This window comes from Paraburkholderia oxyphila NBRC 105797 (assembly GCF_000685075.1).
Classification (GTDB): Bacteria; Pseudomonadota; Gammaproteobacteria; order Burkholderiales; family Burkholderiaceae; genus Paraburkholderia; species Paraburkholderia oxyphila.
Map to the genome: position 1 here is coordinate 1 of NZ_BAYD01000112.1, position 19,783 is coordinate 19,783.

14 protein-coding genes and 2 pseudogenes are annotated in these 19,783 nt (G+C 57.0%); 2 read left to right on the forward strand and 14 right to left on the reverse strand.

Annotation, left to right across the window (positions count from 1 at the left end; translation table 11 throughout):
- The 11 genes from BO1_RS60685 to BO1_RS39920 form a co-directional block, all read right to left on the reverse strand.
- A partial coding sequence (locus BO1_RS60685; protein ID WP_043288621.1) for a hypothetical protein occupies positions 1–334 on the reverse strand: 334 nt, incomplete at its 3' end.
- Between the two features lie 909 nt (positions 335–1,243).
- Entirely contained in the window at positions 1,244–1,993 is a 750-nt protein-coding gene (locus BO1_RS39875) for an SDR family NAD(P)-dependent oxidoreductase (RefSeq protein WP_028222348.1), read from the reverse strand.
- Positions 1,994–2,284: 291 nt separating this feature from the next.
- Positions 2,285–4,786, reverse strand: a complete 2,502-nt coding sequence (locus tag BO1_RS54750; protein ID WP_043288624.1) for an efflux RND transporter permease subunit — start codon at positions 4,784–4,786, stop codon at positions 2,285–2,287.
- Positions 4,787–4,798: 12 nt separating this feature from the next.
- Positions 4,799–5,863 (reverse strand): WD40/YVTN/BNR-like repeat-containing protein, encoded by a 1,065-nt coding sequence (locus tag BO1_RS39885; RefSeq protein ID WP_028222349.1) that lies wholly within the window; start codon positions 5,861–5,863, stop codon positions 4,799–4,801.
- 336 nt (positions 5,864–6,199) lie between these two features.
- Positions 6,200–7,549: a DUF1329 domain-containing protein gene (locus BO1_RS39890; protein ID WP_028222350.1), complete on the reverse strand. Its 1,350-nt coding sequence runs from the start codon at positions 7,547–7,549 to the stop codon at positions 6,200–6,202.
- 17 nt (positions 7,550–7,566) lie between these two features.
- Positions 7,567–9,276, reverse strand: a complete 1,710-nt coding sequence (locus BO1_RS39895) for a DUF1302 domain-containing protein (protein WP_028222351.1) — start codon at positions 9,274–9,276, stop codon at positions 7,567–7,569.
- A gap of 425 nt (positions 9,277–9,701) precedes the next feature.
- Positions 9,702–10,832: a zinc-dependent alcohol dehydrogenase family protein gene (locus BO1_RS39900; RefSeq protein ID WP_245644024.1), complete on the reverse strand. Its 1,131-nt coding sequence runs from the start codon at positions 10,830–10,832 to the stop codon at positions 9,702–9,704.
- A complete protein-coding gene (locus tag BO1_RS39905) occupies positions 10,762–12,474 on the reverse strand; it encodes an FAD-dependent oxidoreductase (RefSeq protein WP_028222353.1) in 1,713 nt (570 codons plus the stop codon). Before BO1_RS39905 ends, BO1_RS39900 begins: the two co-directional genes overlap by 71 nt.
- Before the next feature lie 113 nt (positions 12,475–12,587).
- The gene (locus tag BO1_RS39910) at positions 12,588–13,796 is read right to left on the reverse strand and encodes a cytochrome P450 (RefSeq protein WP_028222354.1); all 1,209 of its coding nucleotides are present in this window, start codon (positions 13,794–13,796) and stop codon (positions 12,588–12,590) included.
- 137 nt (positions 13,797–13,933) lie between these two features.
- Complete coding sequence (locus tag BO1_RS39915; protein ID WP_028222355.1) at positions 13,934–15,196, reverse strand: NAD(P)/FAD-dependent oxidoreductase; 1,263 nt, start codon at positions 15,194–15,196, stop codon at positions 13,934–13,936.
- Between the two features lie 13 nt (positions 15,197–15,209).
- Positions 15,210–15,527 carry a 2Fe-2S iron-sulfur cluster-binding protein gene (locus BO1_RS39920; protein ID WP_028222356.1) on the reverse strand — a complete coding sequence of 106 codons (318 nt, stop codon included), beginning with the start codon at positions 15,525–15,527 and terminating at the stop codon, positions 15,210–15,212.
- 189 nt (positions 15,528–15,716) lie between these two features.
- On the opposite strand from BO1_RS39920, the gene BO1_RS39925 reads away from it, so the two are divergent.
- Complete coding sequence (locus tag BO1_RS39925; RefSeq protein ID WP_028222357.1) at positions 15,717–16,544, forward strand: IclR family transcriptional regulator; 828 nt, start codon at positions 15,717–15,719, stop codon at positions 16,542–16,544.
- A gap of 146 nt (positions 16,545–16,690) precedes the next feature.
- On the opposite strand, the gene BO1_RS39930 is transcribed toward BO1_RS39925, so the two are convergent.
- On the reverse strand, positions 16,691–17,122 hold the full coding sequence (locus BO1_RS39930) for a hypothetical protein (protein WP_156992662.1): 432 nt from the start codon (positions 17,120–17,122) through the stop codon (positions 16,691–16,693).
- 139 nt (positions 17,123–17,261) lie between these two features.
- Positions 17,262–18,425 (reverse strand): annotated as a pseudogene (locus BO1_RS54755) (IS110 family RNA-guided transposase).
- 113 nt (positions 18,426–18,538) lie between these two features.
- Here BO1_RS54755 and BO1_RS62185 point away from each other — a divergent pair.
- Positions 18,539–18,845: pseudogene (locus BO1_RS62185) on the forward strand (helix-turn-helix domain-containing protein); the annotation flags it as partial.
- 90 nt (positions 18,846–18,935) lie between these two features.
- On the opposite strand, the gene BO1_RS39945 reads toward BO1_RS62185, so the two are convergent.
- On the reverse strand, positions 18,936–19,622 hold the full coding sequence (locus BO1_RS39945; protein WP_245644026.1) for a TetR/AcrR family transcriptional regulator: 687 nt from the start codon (positions 19,620–19,622) through the stop codon (positions 18,936–18,938).
- Positions 19,623–19,783: the final 161 nt, after the last annotated feature.

Below are 19,783 nucleotides of genomic sequence, written 5' to 3' on the forward strand. Positions count from 1 at the left end.
CGTCGGCGTCGGCGTCGGCGTCGGTGTCGGTGTCGGTGTCGGTGTCGGTGTCGGTGTCGGTGTCGGTGTCGGTGTCGGTGTCGGTGTCGGTGTCGGTGTCGGTGTCGGTGTCGGTGTCGGTGTCGGTGTCGGTGTCGGTGTCGGTGTCGGTGTCGGTGTCGGTGTCGGTGTCGGTGTCGGTGTCGGTGTCGGTGTCGGTGTCGGTGTCGGTGTCGGTGTCGGTGTCGGTGTCGGTGTCGGTGTCGGTGTCGGTGTCGGTGTCGGTGTCGGTGTCGGTGTCGGTGTCGGTGTCGGTGTCGGTGTCGTGGTGCAATGTATCGCTGGCGCTGGTCATGAGCAGAATAGGCAGTCACTCGGCGAAATTTTGACGGACCCGGTGCAGCGCCTCGTCACCCTGAAGACCCAACGCACGGCGGTCCAGCGCGAGCAGATCGAACAGCCGGCTGCGGAACTGTCTGAAGGGTGCCTGACTGTCGTCGAATGCATTACACGTGTTCCCCGCTGCTGACAATGTTCGGCACACGCAGTCAACTTGTGCTCGAGGCTTCGTCAGAACTGCAATTCTCATAAAAACCCGCAACGCCAATTCGTTGATTCCGTTCGATCTCGCAAACCCGCTTCAGTGAGGCGCACGGATTGCGCGTGTAGGCGGGATCAGCAAATAATTCAATGAATATCTAACTCAGGACACTAGAGGCCGGCTACGCTGAACCAGAAACAGTTGTACCGGCTCATGGGGCAAAGCGAGCGGCTGCTTCGCCGGTATACAGGTAATCACCAGCCAGCCCACACGAGGGCAACGTCATCACGCTTCGCTCAAATCTGCGCAGACGTCTAATGGATTCGAGATACGGCGCGCAAATGGCGAGGTCGCCAGGGTGAGGTACGCCATCGAAAACTTCGTGCTCGTATACGTAGAGCGGCGATTTGGACAGTATCGAGCACCACGCGCGCTCGAGTGGCTCACGGACAATGGGAGCGCCTACACCTGCGCACGAGACGATGGCCATCGCGGGAGGCCGGGGTCTGCTGCCATATTTCACTCCAGTTCGCAGCCCCCAGTCTAACGGCATGGCTGAGTCGTTCGCGTAAACGTTCTGACGAAATTGCACGTGCGTCCGCGACTGGCCGGACGCCGTAACCGTTCTCGGCCAGTTCGACAACTGGCCTGAACACTACAACGAAGGAGGCGCGCACAAGGGTTTGAAAATACAGCCACTGCGAGAATTCAACCTGTGGCGGCTTACTTGGTGCTCGCGCCGCCGTCGACAGGAAGCATTGCGCCAGTAATGAAGGATGCCTCCGATGAGCACAGAAAGAGCACAGCGCTGGCAACTTCCTCTGGCCGACCCACACGCTTCATTGGGTGATAAGCTGCCGCCACCTTAGTCATATCCACATTGATTGATCCTTTTGCAAGTGGCGTGTCAATTACGCCAGGGAGGACCGCATTGACGCGGATACCCTTTTCCGCAAGCTCCAACGCCGCATGGCGCGTCAGACCAAGCAGACCGTATTTCGACGATACATAGGCCGGGTTATTGCCTTTGAACGAAGCCCAAACTGACGAAGATGAGGTATTTACAATCGCACCAGCGCCGACCCGAAGCATCTCCGGCACCTCATATTTCATGCAAAGCCAAGTGCTCTTAAGGTTAAGATCCAGCGAAAGATCCCAATCCTCTTCGACGGTGTTCACTACGTCGCTTCCACGCCCACCCCCGACGTTATTGAAAGCGAAATCAAGCTGCCCGAATGCAGACACTGTTTGTTTGATGGCTCTTTCCACGTCCTGGGACTGGGTGACATCAGCGGAGATCGGAATCGCTTTTCCCCCAGCCGCCTCGATCAATGCGACCGTCTCGTCAGCAGCCTCTGCTTTAAGGTCAACTACGGCAACAGAGGCTCCCTCGCGCGCAAAGCCTAACGAGGCGGCTCGTCCGATCCCCGAAGCTCCACCAGTAACAAATGCTACTTTTCCTGCAAATCTCATCTAATTCACCTTATGACATAACCAACTAAATACTCGGTTGACTACGCAGAAACCTAAATTCAGTGTGCAGGAATTCAGCTGCAATCGACAAAGACAATCCGCTAGCCCTCTCCACTCTCACGCTGGTCCCATGGCCCTTTCCCCCCTCCGACATCATCTGAAGAAAAAAATCTCGCCAACATTGAAACTGCCTGCATGTGCCGATATTTTGGCAAACCCCTAATATGGAACGCTGATTTGCATCCAATGAACTAGGGGCTCTCCGCAATAGAGCATCGTTCGATTTTTCACTCAGGAGGAAGACTGTCCTCTGAGGTGCGCCGCCGCTTCTGCTTTATATATATCCGCTTTGCGCGAGCCATCGGCCTCCATGGAGGCTGCAGCTTTGCGCGAGATATCCTGCAGAAGAAAATGCGACAGCGCAGGAATAAGAACCAAAGCCCCAATCATATTCAATAGGAACATGAATGTGAGCAGAACCCCCATGTCGGCTTGGAACTTGATCGGTGAGAACGCCCAAGTCACAACACCCGCTGCCAGTGTTACACCGACCAGCGCAACAACCTTTCCCGTAAACTGCAGGGCCTGACGGTAGGCTATGCGCAGCGATTGCCCAGCGCGCTGATACGCGAGTTGAACGCTCAGTAGATAAAGGGCGTAGTCGATACCAATTCCCACACCCAGTGCAATCACAGGCAACGTAGCAACCTTCACACCAATGCCCAATTCGACCATGAGGGCTTCGCACAATATTGACGTTATGCCCAGCGGTACGACTGCCACCACCACCGCACGCCAATTGCGGAACGTGATGAAACACAGCAGGACGACCGCACCGTACACCATGAAGAGCATGGTGCGGTTCGCTTTGGCGACGACAATGTTTGTCACCGCGTCGATACCGGCCGAACCGGCCACCATCAGGAACTGATGATCCGTGTCACTATGGGCCTTTGCGAAACTCTCTGCCACACTCATCACACGCGAGAGCGTGGCGGCTTTATGATCAGTCAGATACGCAATGATCGGCGCCGTGCCACACGTCGGGCTCAAGAGATCCGGGTGATCGAGCAGAACCTGCCAGACCGTCTTGTTGAGGATCGAAGGCACGCGGTCGATTGTGTACCACTTCGGGTAGCCCTCGTAGAAGCCCGCGGTTACCCACCGTGAGAGGCCGCCAACCGAAGTCGTCGTCTGCACGCCTGACACTCCGCGCAGCGCGGTTTCAAGGCGGTCCGCTTCGAGCACAAGCGGGAAATTGTTGACATCACACGTGCCGTGCGACGACTTGCCGATCACGACGAAGAGGTCGCTCGACAACCCGAAATGAGCGTTGGTGTAGCTGTTATCAAGGTTGTAGCGCGAGTCTGGCCTGAGTTCGGGCGCACCGGAATTGAGATCGCCGATCTGCAGATGCTGGCTGATCGACCAACCGCCCACCGTGAGCGCCGCCGCGCAGACGATCGCTCCGGTTGCCCAGCGGCGCTCAGTGAAGCGGTCGAGCAGATTCCACAGTGCGCCCACCGCCGACGTGCCGTGCGCATCGATCTGCTCGCCACGCACACTACGCCGCGCGGCCGACGGGCTCACGCCAATATACGAGAGCAGAACCGGCAATAGCAGCAGGTTCGTGAATATGAGCACAGCCACACCCACGCTCGCGGTAAAGGCCAGATCCTTGATGACCGGAATGTCGATCACCATCAGCACTGCAAAGCCGACCACGTCCGCTAGCAATGCCGTGAGTCCGGCGAGAAAGAGACGCCGGAACGTGTAACGAGCGGCCACATAACGATGCGTGCCACGGCCAATGTCCTGCGTGATCCCATTCATCTTCTGTGCACCATGTGAAACACCTATGGCGAAGACGAGGAACGGCACCAGCACCGAATACGGATCGAGCACATAGCCGAGCGTGCGGATGATGCCAAGCTGCCAGACCACGGCTATGAGCGAGCAAGCTACCACCAGAACCGTACTGCGATAACAACGCGTGTAGAGAAAAATTACGACAAGCGCGATCAGAGCGGCTATACCGAAGTACGTCGCGACCTGCTTGAGGCCCGCTATCAGATCACCGATCAGTCTGGCAAAACCCACCACATGCACGCGCACTTCACCGCGGCCTTGGGCCTTTATCACGGCATCGATCTGGTGTGAAAGCTTCGCGTAGTCGAGCGGCTTGCCCGTATCAGCGTAGTGATCGAGGAGCGGCAGCTGGATCATGCTCGAACGGAGATCATTGGCTACGATGCTGCCGACGATGTTGGCCCGAGCGACATTGGTTCGCAGCTGCGCGATTCCCTGCGAGGAGCCGTCGAAGCCGTCCGGCATGACTGGGCCACCCGCAAAGCCGTTTTCCGTAACAGCATTCCAGCGTACGATTGGCATCCACAACGATTTCACGCCCGGACGATCAACGCCTGGAATGAGAAACAAAGCATCGTTGATGCGGCGCAGCGCCGCGAGATATTTAGGATCGTAGATGTCACCCGATGGATTTTCGACGACGATACGCAACGAATTGCTGAGCCCTTTCAGATCTGCCTTGTTGTCGAGGTAGTTCTTGATGTACGGATGCGAAAGCGGAATCATCTTCTCGAAGCTTGCATTTACATCGAGCCGCATCGCCTGAAATCCGAGCACCGCCGTGATAATCGTGCAGATGATGATGAGCCATGGGCGCCTGTTGAAGATCAGCCGCTCCAGGGTGTTGCCCGAACGCGAATCGAACTGTGCAAGATCCGCGACGACCGGCATTTTTCCGAATTGGGCATTATTACCACCAGCCATGTCTGTTCCCTCTTAATGCGACTTCGACAATGTGATGCTCGTTAGGCCGGCCGCACCGGCCACCACTGCAGTGTCTCCGTGCAGTGCCATTGCGAAAATTCCGCCCGGCTGATGCTCGGCAAGCACGCGAAACGTTGCACCTTGATTCGCACTCTCGAGAAGCTCGCCCGCCTGCGTCGCTAAAATCAGTTGACCATCGGGTAGTTCGCCCGAAGCGAGAATGCTTGCGCCGGTCGGTAGCGCAATCTTGTTCCACGTCGTGCCGCCATCGGTCGAGCGGTAGGCACTACCAAGCAGGCCATACACGATCATGGCATCGCCCGCGGATGCAAGCCCAAACAAGCTGCCCTTCGACGGCGTTGGTACTGCGACGAAGCGCTGTTTGTCGGGATCAAGCTTGACCAGCAGCCCCTGCTCCCCTGCGATATAGAGCGTTCCACCGATGCGGCGCATTGCATGCAGGTTTAGCGCATTAGGATTGTCGATACGGTCGAACCACGGCACCCATGTCTTGCCGCCGTTATCGGTGTGAAAAATAATGTTAAACGAACCGATGACCCAGCCAGAGTGCTCATTGTCGAACCAGACGTCGAGAAACGGGCGTCCGCCCTGATCGGCTTCAAAGCGTTTGGCCTCTTCGCGCGACGCCCTGATATCGGGCGAATCTCCCTGCTGCTTGGCGTAGTATTCGCTCATCAGCTTCGCTGCGCGTCGACCGTCGAGCTGCTGCGTCCAGGTATTGCCGCCGTCGGTGGTATGGAGCACCTGGCCATCGTGGCCGACCGCCCAGCCGAGCTCACCCGACTTGAACGTGACGGCCACGAGATCAGAACTCACAGGCACCTGCACCTGGCGCCAGTGCGCAGCGCCATCGTCCGAAACGAGTATGGCCCCGCGAGGGCCCACAGCTACTACACGTTGTCCAACCTGTGCTAGTGCCAGCATCGGCTCATGTGCGGCCCGGGAGTTGACGACGGCAGGCGACTGCATTGGATCCGCGAACTCGGCATGAACGGTGCCAGTCGCGATGCATGCTACCGCGAAAAACGACAACGGACAAAACAGGATGTTACGCATTACGTCTCCTTCACAGCAACTGGCAAACAATTGGTCTGACAGTACTGCGCTCTATCTTCTTTCCCCGCCCCTTTCACAGGGAATCGGAATTCGTGCTGACTCTCTACTGCTGTCCCTCTGCTTATTGGACTTTCTGTCAATTTCCCTTACTCGAAGTGAAGAAATCAAGCGCGAAACGTGTTTTGAAGCTGATACGTGGCGGCGCGGCAGATGACCTCAAAAATATTCAACACTTAAACGGCAGACTGAGATCCTTGCTGGACAAGTGTCCCGCCCGACATATCTGGCGGGACACAAGCTCGCAGCACAAATACTACGGTCACTGCGTTGTTTTACCTATCTCACGCCCGTTTCCTGCATGTGCTCCGGTGTGAAGTAAGAGCTCGGATAGCTCACGTTAAAGACGATTCCAGGAGCGTCGGCCGGGTGGCTACCAAAAATATAAATCCCGCTGTTGAAGTCGTAGAACCAGTTACCCATCGAAATCGGCACCTTGTAATCGTAGGCCGGCACCGTGGTTTCGAAGCCACCGCGATACAGCTTGCCAGACTGATCGTACGCATCCATCATCCCACCACCACCATCCTCATCGATGTATAGCGTCTTCTTGCTATATACATGGCGAGCACCAGGCTTGAGTGTCATCTCGACCACCCAAACTCGATGAAGCTCCCAACGGACATAGTCAGGATTAATATAATGCGGCGTCAATATCTTGCTTCCCGGGGTTTCATACTGTTGCTTATAGTCGTTGTATGGGATATACATTTCCTGTTTCCCAACCAACTTCATATTCCAGCGATCCATCTTCCCAAAGAACAATTCGCTATCGTCAAGAGTGATTGCACCGGAATAGGCGGGGTTCGGCGTATCGTAGGCAAGATCTGGCGCTACACGCACCCGGCGCTGACCTGGGGTGTATTCCCACGTCTGCTGATCGTGAGCGGCCGTATCCATGTATAGCCACGCTGTAACCGTATCGCCAATCATGCGAGCCGGTGCGGCATAGTCGTTGGTGAACTGATACCAGACAGCGAGATCACCCTTCTTGCGAAAAGCTTCCTCCTGCTTGACGTCGTAGTAAGGAAAGTTAAGCGCTGTCTTGAGTTGCGCCACCAAGATCGGCGTACCGCTCGAATCGACCAGCCATGTCTTCACGTTATCGTGCTGCGTCGGGCCAAGATAGCGCAGTTCATAGTTCCATACGGCCTCCTGACCCGTCTTTGGATTTGGAAACGGCATGCCACCGAATGCACCAGTCAGCGATAGGCCATTATCTCGGAGTTGAGCGCTCTGAGCATTCTTCGTCGAATTCGCGAGATACCAATCCGGATAAGAAACGCTGCGATGAGTCGTGTAAACCTCCATGCGATAGTTCGGATACCGCTTGAACAGTTCAATAGCGCTCGCGCTCAATTTATCGGCGTATTGTTGATAGTTTTGTGCTGTGATCTGCAGAATCGGCTTCTCACCAGCATACGGGTCCGCCCATTTCCCCGAATCAGCCTTGAAATCCGATGGGAATTGTGTAATTCCCCCGGTGTATGCGGGAATCGCGCCATCCTTGCTGCCAGCGATCTCTGCACCAAATGGCGTCAGCCCACTTTCCACTGCAAGAGTGTACGGCGAGGCCCAGACCGCCGCGAGTATCGCGAGCGCTTTAAGAAGCCTTGGAAATCTCTTCATTGCTGTCTCCATCTAGATCAAAACGTTGTCTGGTAGGTAAGACCCAGCCACGACTTGTCGCTGTACGGCGCACCCACAGCGGCAGCTGCGCCGTTGCTCGCATAGCCCTTCTTGTTCATGTAATAGGTATAGGTGAGGTTCACTTGATGCTTGTTGTAGATCGTGAAATCAAGCCCCACTACGAAGGTGTTGAAGCCTTCAGATTCGCCTCCCGGATTGATAGCGGCGGAGTATCCTTTCAGATTCAGGTTAACAAAAAGCGGCATGGTCAGGTCCACCCCAGGAAAGACCTGGTACCACTGCGGGCTTGCACCAATTCCAATCCCCGTCCAGAAACGTGTAGAACAGTTGTCGTAAGGGCTGTTCCCGGTCGCCGAACATTGGCCGCTAGTATCATAGCCGGACATCGCGAGGTTGCCAGGATTTGATTGCACACTCAACAAATCGTTGAAAGCCCATTCAGCCTGGAGGAACATGTTGTCCCACAGGAGGCTCTTGCCGAAAGATTGCGTAATATTCAAGAGACCATGCAGCGTTCGTCCAGTCGGCGCATTGTTAATGGTCGTGCTGTTCACCGCGTTCAGTGGCATGTTCCAGCGATAGGACAGTTCGCCAGCGACAGCCGCGTTACCGATCGCGCTGTTGAATCCCCCGCCGACCAGATTGACGTCGTTGCCGTATTGAGCAGTAATCGCCGGCAACGTGATTGGACCGAGACTCGCGCCGCCGCCAGGTACCTGAACCGCCGCCCAGGGCATCTTCATCGCGAAGTGCCGGAACGCGAGTTCGTAGGTCGTCGCGATCGAATCAACACGCCAAGTGGCATCAAGACCGATATCGCCGGTTTGCCCCTCAGTAGGCGCCACGCGCGGAATTGCGACCGGGCCGATTCCGGGGATGTTTACGTAAGACGCAACGGGCGGCCCGTACAAGATTGCGTCAGCCCCGCCGAAATAGGTTCCACCTTCGGGGAGACGGTCGTGGTCCCACTCGAACGTGTATTGTGCGGACAGGCTAATCGTGTCTGTAATCTTGGTCGTGACGTCCGCCTGGGCCGTCGGCAGAACGATTTCCTTGAGTGACGCGCTCGGGCTTTGCGTCGCCTTCATCAAATCAAGCGGAGCCTGGCCGAATGCAATTGAGTTGACGCCGCCTATCGTGGCAAACGCCGACTGCCCCCATGTGACGGCCGTTCGGCCGAGCTTTACATTGGTTTCGTGCCCACCCAGATCAAACGTTGTGAAGGCAAATGCATCACGCAATTCCGCACTCGGCCCTGCATAGTACTTGTTGATATAGCCCGTATACTGATTGTTTGGATAATTCGGTAGATTGTTCGGGGACGGCAGCGACGTGTTATTGGTGTCGGTGGTCTTGAATGTCGGGTCGTACCACGCGTCCATACTGAGCCGGAAGCCTGACGTGTCCTTGTACTTGAAATCGAACTCACTGTACAGGTTCAGCATTGACTGGATCGTGCTGAACTTTGGCGTCGACAGATCGCCTTCGTCGTAAGTCGGACTGTTTGTATAGAAATTGTCCGGGTTCTGAAGCCGGATGTCGTAGTCTGCGCGGACGGTGTTATCCCATTCCATGTCGATGTCCGGGTTTGGCACATCGAAGTGGAACGCATTGGCGCTCGAGCTCCATAGGCCACAAGCTGCGGCGAGGCAGGCTGCGTAGACGCCAAGGCTAATGGGACCGGGCTTCATCATTTCCTGTTTCACTTGTCTCCTCTCTTTCTTAGTTAAATTTCGCTTCAGAAACGCCGAGGCTGTTGTACCGTTCCACACCATTCCCGCTGGGCTGAACCGTTCCGTCTACCTCGTTGGAGCTGCAATCCGAAAGCACAAGGCTTCGGTTCGACACTCTCCGCTGCTCACTAAACGGCTTTTCATGCGCTTTGCTTTCCGCGTTGCCAAACGCGATATCGATGTTTCCGACGCGCCTACCACTCCACGGACTGCTCTCAGGTACCCGTCGCAGTCAAAATACTCTCGCTTCCACTATCAGGTGCCGTTCTGAAATACAAACCACCGAAACAGTGATTTCTAAGCAGAACGACCCTGTTTTTCTACGGCAAGTTATTTAGGAATACTTTTTAAACATATAAAAATTCCCCGTGAGCGAACCGTCGATTAATGCAATCCATTCATGAATGTCGAATTACTACCTTCCCGATTCGCGTCCCATGTTCGAAGTGCTCGAACGCAGCCTTGGAATCATCAAAGTCAAACACTTTGTCGACCACCGGGCGAAGTCCGTTTGCGGCGATTGCGCGGTTCATCTGCTCAAAGTGATGGCGGCTGCCGACTCGCGTGGGGTGGAGGTTGAGTCCGCGCACCATAAAGAGTCCGCTCAATCCATCGTTATTGCCGCTCAAAGCACCTACCAAGCTCATGCGTCCGTTGTAGCGAGTCGACTTGACGGAATCCTTCCAGGTTGCGGTCCCACCGACTTCAACTGTCACGTCAACGCCCCGCCCGTCGGTAACCTCGAGGACTTCGTTTGACCATCCGGGGCCAGCTGACGCGTCGATAACGACATCTGCACCGAGCTGGCGCAGCGTCTCTATCTTGTTCGGAGATGTCGTTGTAGCGATCACACGGGCTCCAGCCATCTTTGCGAACTGCAGCGCGAATATCGATACTCCTCCTGTGCCCAGAACCAGGACGTCGTCGCCTGAGTACAACGGCGTAGCACCGTGCAGCGCATACCACGCCGTCACCCCTGCGCAAGGCAAAGTCGCAGCTTCTTCGAAGGAAAGGTGGGGAGGAAGATGTACCAGTTCGGATTCGTCCACGATGGACAGCTCCGTCAACGTACCTTCGTTAATTCCGCTACCCCGGCCCAACGTGTTTAGGGTATGCGGTGCCGGGCCGCCCATCCAGTCCCGATGATATGTCAAGGCAACACAGTCACCAGCCCTTACGCGCGTTACGTCTGCACCGACCGACACCACCTCCCCCGCGCCATCGCACAGTGGAATATGGTTCGGCGCCATGCCAGGTGGCACGGCCTGCATATACCCTTTCAGGGCCAGCAGATCCCGGAAGTTGAGTGATGAAGCACGAATCCGCACCAGCACCTGGCGGCCAACTGGGTCTGAAGGCGGCTGCTCGACGGTCTGCTGAAGGCCTTCGATGCCCGTAAAAGATTTGACGCGATAAAGTCTCATTTCAATTCCTGATTTTTTCCGGTATAGCGTGCCGCTACGCGAGCGTTTGTTCGGTGTCGACACTTTCAAGCGTTCCTGCCAGGTGTTGACCAGCGACAAATCCAAACGTTACCGCCGGGCCCAACGTAAAGCCGCCTGCAGGCGAATGTCCACCGCCCATCGTCGATAAATCGTTGCCTGCAGCATAGAGTCCCGGGATAGGTTGCCCCTCAGCATTTAGAACACGGGCGCAACCATCGGTGCGAAGGCCGGCAAGCGTGCTGAAATCTCCGGGCAGAATCCTGACTGCGTAGAACGGCCCCGTTTCAATTGGGCGAAGGCACGGGTTCGGCTTGCAATCTGGGTCGCCGCCACGCTTTTCGAGTGCGGATGCACCACGCTGATATTCCGGATCTTCGCCTTTCGCTGCACTGGCGTTGAAGCGCGTAATCTGATCTTGCAATCCATCAGGGTCGACGCCGATTTTTTTTGCTAGCTCTGCCAGGCTGCGCCCGCGCGTCACGTACCCGCTTCGCAAGTGCGGCCAAATCGGAAGCGGTGCGGGGCGCGCCATGCCGATGCCAAATTTTCGAACTGCAGCGTGGTCACCAATCAGCCAGGCGTGGACCGGTCCCGTATCTACTGAAAGCGCCAGCGCGCGGATCAGGTCGTTCCCGATCGCCGACTCTCGGGCAAAACGGCGGCCTGCAGCGTTGACCATTACAAAACCGGGCTTTGCTCGATCGACAAAGTGCGGAAAGACGAGAGGGTCGCGATGTCTTTGCGGAACCAAAGAGATTGGCCACCAAGAGATGGTGTTGAACAACCGGTCTTCTACCTTTGCACCGACGGCCTCAGCCATGCGTAGCCCATCACCGTCAATGCCGGGCCGGGCCGCCGTGTATACGTATTCGGCCAATTTCGGAATTGGCGCAAGCGCTTTTCGCCTTGCCTTATCAAACGCGTAGCCCCCTGTAGCGAGCACTACGCCGCGCCGCGCAAGCACCGCGACAGGCTTGCCTTCACGCAACACAACCGCGCCGGCGATACGTCCATCGCGGACAATAAGTTCGTGTGCGGGACAGTCGTACCAGATTGGGATTCCACGATCGAAAACTGATTTCGCCATGCGCCCGACTAATGCCGCACCATTCGAAAGCTGCATCGGTTGGCCGCAGGTCAGCAGGTCGTATAGATGCGTCCGCACCAGCTTCATCACGATCTTCAAGGATGCCTTTGACTTCCACATGTTGAAGAAGTGCAACACATCCCGAACTGGGACCATCATGCCGAGAAACGTCATGGTCTTCAGCGGCGGTGCGAGGCGCTTCCGATGCGTCCCGAGTTCACGTCCGTCGAGCGGCGGGAGCGACACGCAGCGGCCAGCGCTCTTTGCGCCCGGCTGGCTTGGGTGATTGTCCGCGCCAACGTCATTACGGACGAACTTCATCGCGGGAAACGCCTTTTCGTACTCCACCAGCATACGCGGGGCATTGACAAGATAGCTATCGACGACTTGCGGCTTGAAGCTTTCGTCGGCCTCTGCGGCAACGTACATGCGGGCCTCTTCAAGGCTGTCCTGAACACCGTCCCGCATTGCCATGTGATTGGTCGGCACCCAGAGCAAACCGCCCGCGCGCGCCGCTGTGCCCCCGAAATGGCTCGTCTTCTCGACGATGATCACGTCAAGCCCGCCGAGGGATGCGCTCATTGCAGCGGAAAGCCCTCCCGCGCCGGCCCCAATCACTAGAACATCTGTTTGCATCATGTCTCCTGTCGGCTTTTACAGGCGCGCTTGCTCAAATATCGCGCTCCTTGCAGATTTCATTGAGCCGATCCTATGCCCCCTGCACTAGGAATTTGGCAATCCCCGGCCGCCACCTATGACTGGACCTGAACGCGCATCGGCAATGACTTAAACCCGCGGAATCCCGACTGATTTCGGACTGGTTCGCCAACGACTTCGATCGCATTGACTCGCTCGATCAGCGCCTTGAGCAGTATTTCTCCTTCAAGACGGGCCAACATTTGCCCAACGCAGCCATGAATGCCCGTACCCAGACCGAGGTGTCCAACAGTGTTTCGATCGATCAGATACTTGTCTGGATCTGACCAGCGATCGGGATCCCGGTTAGCCGCAGAGATGAAGCCTAGAATTTTGTCGTGCTGCCCGATTCGGACGCCTTCCCAGACAAATTCTTTCCGGGCGCATCTACCCAGAAATTGCGCCGGCGGATCGAATCTCAACGACTCCTCGAACGCCGCGCGCGCCTTGGTCGGATCGGCTTTTACGATCGCCCATTGATCAGGATGGGATGCGAGGCAGTAAAGTGTGTTGCCGATTGCTGCGATAGTAGTCTCGGTACCCGCAGATACGAACGAGCGCAACAGGACGTCTGCTTCGTGCTCGTCGAGTTCGCCGTTATCCACGGCTGCATACAAATACGCACCGAATGACCCCTCTGCTACAGATTTTCGGCTGCAGAATTTGTCAATCCATTTCGCCATCGCTTCCGCCGCGTCCCGATCAGTGGAATCCCAATCTGATAGCTTCACGGTGCGGGACTTACGTACGAGATCGTTGTAAAGCAATACATTTTCCCGCTCTCCGTCGGGAACGCCGACTGCGTCCAGAAAAACCTGCATTGGAAAAGCTTTTGCGTAGTCGGCAATGCCGTCGAACGTACCTCTTTCTACGATGCGTCCAACAATACTTTCCGCCGATGCCGAAAATTGCGACTTCAACTTGTTAAGTGCTCCAGGCGAGAGGATCCGCGTCAGAATGGACCGCCTGCGTGTATGCACCGGCGGATCGACTTCCAAAATCGGACTTGGCTCCCGCCACGGCTTTTCTCGGAAGTAATTCTGCAGACCGGTGCCACCTTCGGCCGTGAAAAGTTCCAGGTCGTTCGCTAGCTGACGCACCATCGCGTCTCGAAAGACTCCCCATACACCGAGTGATTCAAGCCAAACTACAGGGCCACTTTCGCGGAGCTCTTTGTAGATTGGAAATGGATCCATCGCCACTCCCGGTGCGAGCGGATTGAGCCGTGAAACATGAGGCGGGAAATTGTCGATAGCAGCTTCCATATAAGCTCCTTAGCCATCCTAATCAACTTACGAACGGCAAAAATAGGGACTGCATGCGAACAAGGCCAGTGGCCCGATGCATGAAGTGATATTGGATAGATCTGAAAGACGAGACCAGACATGTGGGCAATTGATAGTCATGCCGTTACGCCTCGCGTGGCCAGTTCTTCGGTGATCCATGCCTTGATGGCAAAGGCAGGATCGGCGAATGCATCTGCCGGCAAATTTAGACCTTCATCGAGTAGCCTGCGCGCGAGCACATGCTCAACGGGCGCATTGACGGACTCGACACCAACTAGCACGTCGCCCAGGTAGTGAGCCACGGCGAAGGATTCCGAAGATCGCCCAGTCCGCCTTACGATGCGATGATTGGCTTGACCAATCGCCGATACGCGACCAGCGATTTGCAACTTGACGGTCCCCTGATCCGACCAGAACCAAGGTGTACTACCCCGCACACCAGGCGCCCCGGTGATCGTGGCCGTCGCGGCTTGAGCCTGCTCGCTGGCGGTGTGAACTGACTCGAGGCGCGAGTCTCGCCCAGTATTTGTCCTTACACGCGCGCAATCTCCGATAGCGAGAACGTACGGGTCGATGGTCCGCATAGAGGCGTCCACGAGTATGCCGTCATCGCAGGCCAATCCCGCTCTAGACGCAATATCGGTCACCGGTGTAGCGCCGATTCCCACTACGAGCAAATCAAATGACAGCCGTTCTTTAGCGATAATCGCGGCCGACGCTCGATCGTGCGAGGTTTCGATCTGGATCTCTCCGACAGCAACACGTATATCGATCCCGTTTCGCTGATGAGTTTCCTGTACGTACGCAGCCACCAGATCAGAGGAAGCTCGATTAAGCAAGCGTGGAGCCGCCTCGAGCAGTACAACCTCCTTATTCAGTTTCCTTGCCGAAGCGGCGACCTCCAGACCGATGTAACCGCCGCCAATAATGAGAATACGCTGCGCTTCCTCGAGCTGTTGCCGCAGGCGACATGCATCCGCATAACCCCGCAGCGTCACCACGTTCGCCAGGTTTTGGCCACCAAGCGTGGGCAGCGTCCGTGCTACTGCACCAGTGGCGAGCACAACCCATTGTGCCTCAATGCACTGGCCCGAATTTGTGATGACCTTGCGTCGTTCCCCGCTACGAATCACGTCAACCGCAGGGTCACCAAGATTGACCGAAACCCCTTGATTTCGATACCAATCCTCAGAAAGGTGAAGTTGAAGTTTGGGGTCAGGATCGGTAAGAAAGGTCTTCGACAACGGAGGCCGATGGTACGGAAGGCAGTTCTCCGCACTGACCAAATGCACACGCGACCCAAGCGAATGCTCGGCAAGACTGGCACAAAGTTGAGCCGCGGCATGTCCACCTCCGACGATAACGATGGGACCTTCCATGTCGGACACTCCGTCAGGCGGGAGGAAGGTGGAGAACAAGCCCGTCAACGGCCTGAGAAATCGAAATCTGGCAGCTGAGCCGGCTGTTGTGGCGGCAGTTTGTCAACATCGCCTCCAGGATCTCCTGCTCCACCGGATCTGCAGGCGTGAGCCGATCAAGGAAAGCCTCATCGACGTACACATGACAAGTACCGCACATCGCCGCCCCCCCGCATTCGGCCACGATGCCGGGAACGGCGGCTTGAACCGCGGCGAGCATTGCCGAGGTGCCAGCAGGCACCTCTACAGTCTGCTCGCTGTTGTTGGGCTGAATGAAATGGACTACTGGCATCTTGGGCACCGGTATTGAAAGCAAATAATGCGGCGACGCGTAATCAACTGGCCGCCCCGCGATTACGAGATCAGTAACTCGATTACGCTCATGATAACTTGGCGTAGTCGCATGTCAATAGGGCATTTACTGACGCGCTCGTGCCGTTCGACGCTGGCACGGGGATGTTGGCTCTGCCATAATGGTCAGATGAAGCGCGATGCTGATATCGAAACGGACGCACGGAGCGGAGTTCTCGCGGCCGAAGTGGTCCTGCAAGTCCTCGGAGCCTTCGTTGGCGCCGAGCCCGCACTCAAACTCAAAACGCTTGCCGAACGCGCGGAGATGCATCCCGCCAAGGTTCACCGCTACCTTGTGAGCCTTTGTCAGCAGGGGTTCGTACGACAAGATCCAGGTACGGGCCTATATCACCTCGCGGAGGGCGCGCTGCGCCTCGGAATGGCGGCCATGGAGACGTTTGATCCCGCCAGTGTCGCCCGGCCCCTGCTCCAATCACTCAGAGAAGCAACTCATCTCACGGTTGTTCTCGCGTTCTGGGAAATGCCTGTACCTGTTGTGGCGGCTCAGGAAATTCATTCGGCGCCACTGGTACTCGCCACGCGGGTCGGCAGTTCTCTTCAGTTGCTAACAACGGCGACGGGTTGGACATTCTGTGCGTGGCTGCCACGCTCGACGGCAGAGCGAGCGATTGCTCACGCCTTGGCATCGTCTCCGTCATACCCAGTACCCGATTGGGCCAGTCGCCCCGAAAGGATGGATGGTGCCTTCGCAAAGATCCGACGCGACGGTGTGGCGTCGTCAAGTGGACAAATGAACTTACAGGTGCACGGCTTAAGTGCCCCAGTTTTTGACGGTTCAGGAAGTATCGCTGCCGTGGTTTCGGTACTGGGTCTTTCAGGGGAGGTCGATCTCGATTTGAACGGGGAGACGGCGCTCGCTCTCAAAAACTACGCCAACCAGATTTCATTGGAATTCGGATGGCACCCTGACTTGGCCCACACCGAAGCAGGCGGCTAGCTTGGTCGCCGAACTCCTGCTGCAGTGGACAAATAGAACTGTCTGGTTTTGTAGCAAACGAAGTATTCGCCCGTTAGGACGTCGCCCAATCGGCGCAGGACGAAGCCCGGAGCCGGGCTAACGACGTCCAACTGCCTTGCGGACGATTAGGCCGGCAAGCCCTTAAGTGCGCTGACGGACGCACCACTCGCGTCATAGCGGCTCGGTAGGTGCTGGCCATAAACAACGCAACGAGCCATGTCGACGCCGACGGTGTGCTCGTGATGCTCGCGCCAGATATCGGCCGCGCTGCTATCGATGTGACTCACGAGCGCACCGCCCAGCTCGGCGGCGGGTACCGCGGGCATTGTGGTGCGGCGCGTAGACACCTCCAGGGGCGCGCCGGCCTGCTGCATATCGATGTCAGCCCTAACCAACCCGTCTGCCAAGCGCTCCCTGATACGCTCCGAACGCCCGCGTAATTTCAGTTTGGATTCCTTCATATAAATCGTCACTTCAACAGGATTGAGGTCGGAGTGTTTGATGTCCGGGCGTTTGCACGGTCTAACTTCTATCCGTGCCGGCACCAGACCGGTCACCGCATACCGCATGCGCAGAGCGCTGGAACCACTCCTTTACCGACTCGCCCCATCTAGAACCACCATTACCCGCCGGGTAACCCGTGTGTTGCCCGGGCGCGCTGACCTTCAAGCCCTGTCGTCGATCGAAGTTCGCCGCTCAGGTTGCAACGACGTTGCTGCCAGATAGCTTGAGCGTTACCCCGAACGGAATCTCGCCATATTGCAGATAGCGCCACAAGGCGATCGCGAAACGGCGCGCGAGCGCGATAATGCCGATCCGTCGCAAGCGCTTGCCACCGCCTGCAAGGCGCTGGTTAAACCACAGGCTCAACTGACTGGCCGGCTGGAAGCGCAGCCAGCTCCACGCGAGTTCTACCATCAGCCACCGGGCTGGTTTGTTGCCAGCCTTGCTGATGCCCTGCTCGACCTCACTGGTGCCGCTTGAGTACGGCGTCGGCGCGAGGCCCAGGCAACCGGCGACTTCCCGGCGGTTGTTAAACTGCCGCCAGCCGAGCGGTTCCTTGACCAGCGTCCACGCACCTCCGGTGCCAATACCCGCAAGCCGTGCCAGAACGGCAATCGCGGGCTGGACGCCGTTGCGTACCTGTTGCTCCTGTAGCGTTTCAAGCGTCCTGATCTGCGTGGCAACCAGCGAAAGCCCCTCGGACTCGCGTTCAATCTCGGCGCGCAGACCTGGCCATAGCTGTGTGGCGTGCTCGGCCCACCAGCGCGCCCACGCGCGCCCACCGATGCGCTCGACCCGCAGGTTGTGCAGCACCAGCAGCGAGCGGATCCGGTTACTGTGGGCGGTGCGCTCCTGACGCAGGCGTTCGAGCTCCCGATACAAACGTCGCTCATCTTCCTGCTCCGGGGTCGGAATGCGTGCGACCGCCCACACCCGCCGCTCACCGCCGTAGTAGCGCATCAGCATCGACAGCAGCTTGTCGGCGTCGAGCCGGTCCGTCTTCACGCGGCGAGCCCGCCGGGTCACTTCGATACTGGCCGAATCCACCACCAGGTTGGTAATTCCATGTACGGCCAGCCAGCGGTGCAGCCAGAAACCATAACGGCCCGCCTCGTAGCAACTGCGCGCCGGAGCGTCGGCGGCCAGATGGCACCGGGCCTTGGCCTTCGCGATCGCGGTCGCGGTCGCGGTCAGCACCGCCGCGGTGTCGCTCTACGTCACCATACACCTGCTTGGCGCGCACACGCCGTTGCCCAGCGACAGCTTCCAGCTCCTCTCTCCTAATTCGAAGGCGACACACAGCCAGCCCGTGATCGTTGTATCCCGCCCCTGAAGGGCCGTGTCAAGCGCATCCATTTGCGTGCTCCTTTCGAAAAACGGGTGTCGAAATCCTCGTTTTACTCCAGGGACTTACTTATGTGCACCTTCCATAATATCTAGAACCTGCGTGAGCAGCGGAGGTGTTGCAAATGAAACAGCGGCCGAGGATTTATTACTCCGAGAGCCAGAAGGCACTGATGTGGAACCGCTGGCGCAGAGGCGATACGATTCATCAGCTTGCCAGGCTGTTCGATCAAGACCACTTCGATACAGCGGATACTGTCGGAGACCGGCGGCATCCAGCCGCCGCAGAGGCACCGCGCGCCGCAGGCATTGACGCTCGCGGAGCGCGAGGAAATCTCCCGCTATCTGGTGTCTGGATTATCGATTCGCTCGATAGCGGCCAGCCTAGGGCGCGCTCCTTCCACTATAAGCCGCGAGTTGCAGCACAGCGGAAGGCGGCGCAAGAACCATCGTACTTCGAGCAGTCTGCTACCGTTGGCCCAATCAAATCAACCAGTTTGCTCTGACGGATCATCCAACCCCTCACGGTTTTCCCCTGACTGTCCGACGCACAGCACGCTTTGCACCGTTGACCGACGTTATCGGCGCATGCTTCGCCATGGGCCGTCCGCGCCATGTGGTTCCACCCACGACATACTGCACCAGCGCCTCAACAAGACGTTCTTTCGTAGAAACGTCTCCCCGTGGAAACAGCCAATCCTCGAGCACTATCGACGATACGACCAAACAAAAGGTAAGTCGTACCGCGAACCACGGGTCCAAGCCGCCCGGCTTATGATGACGACGCCCCATCTCTTCCAATCGGTCGAACAAGCGCGCCAACGATCGATGAATCTGGCAATCTTGGTCCGATCGGTTCGGCCCAGACAAGGCGAAAAGCGCGATGATGAGCTCACGCTCTTCTGTTAGCAGCTCGTAGAGTTGTCTCGTGTATTGAACTACACTCGCCCCGAACAACTCCTGCGGTGACTCAAATTCTCGTTCGAAGCCTCGCACGAAAGTCTCCAACGAAAATAGCACGGCTTCTTCAAGCAATCGAGCTTTGCTGCCAAAGTGACGAAAGATGAGCGGTTCCTGCACCAATGCGGCCGCGGCGATCGCTTTCGTCCCCGTGGCCTCGTATCCATACTCTTGAAACAACTTGACCGACGCTTTCAGGATCGCTTCGCGTACTTCGCCGGTAGAACGTCTCTTCCTAATATCTTTCATCGCATCCAAGCTCAACACGTCTCGAGCAGCTTGCCCTCTTAGATTTGGCTATGCCACCGCCAGGGACGGCGAATAGGTTTCTCTCTAAAATAAAGATCCAATGAGAGATTCCTAGAAGCTGTTTTGCTCATGGTTCATCCCCAAAATGCCGAATCACAAAC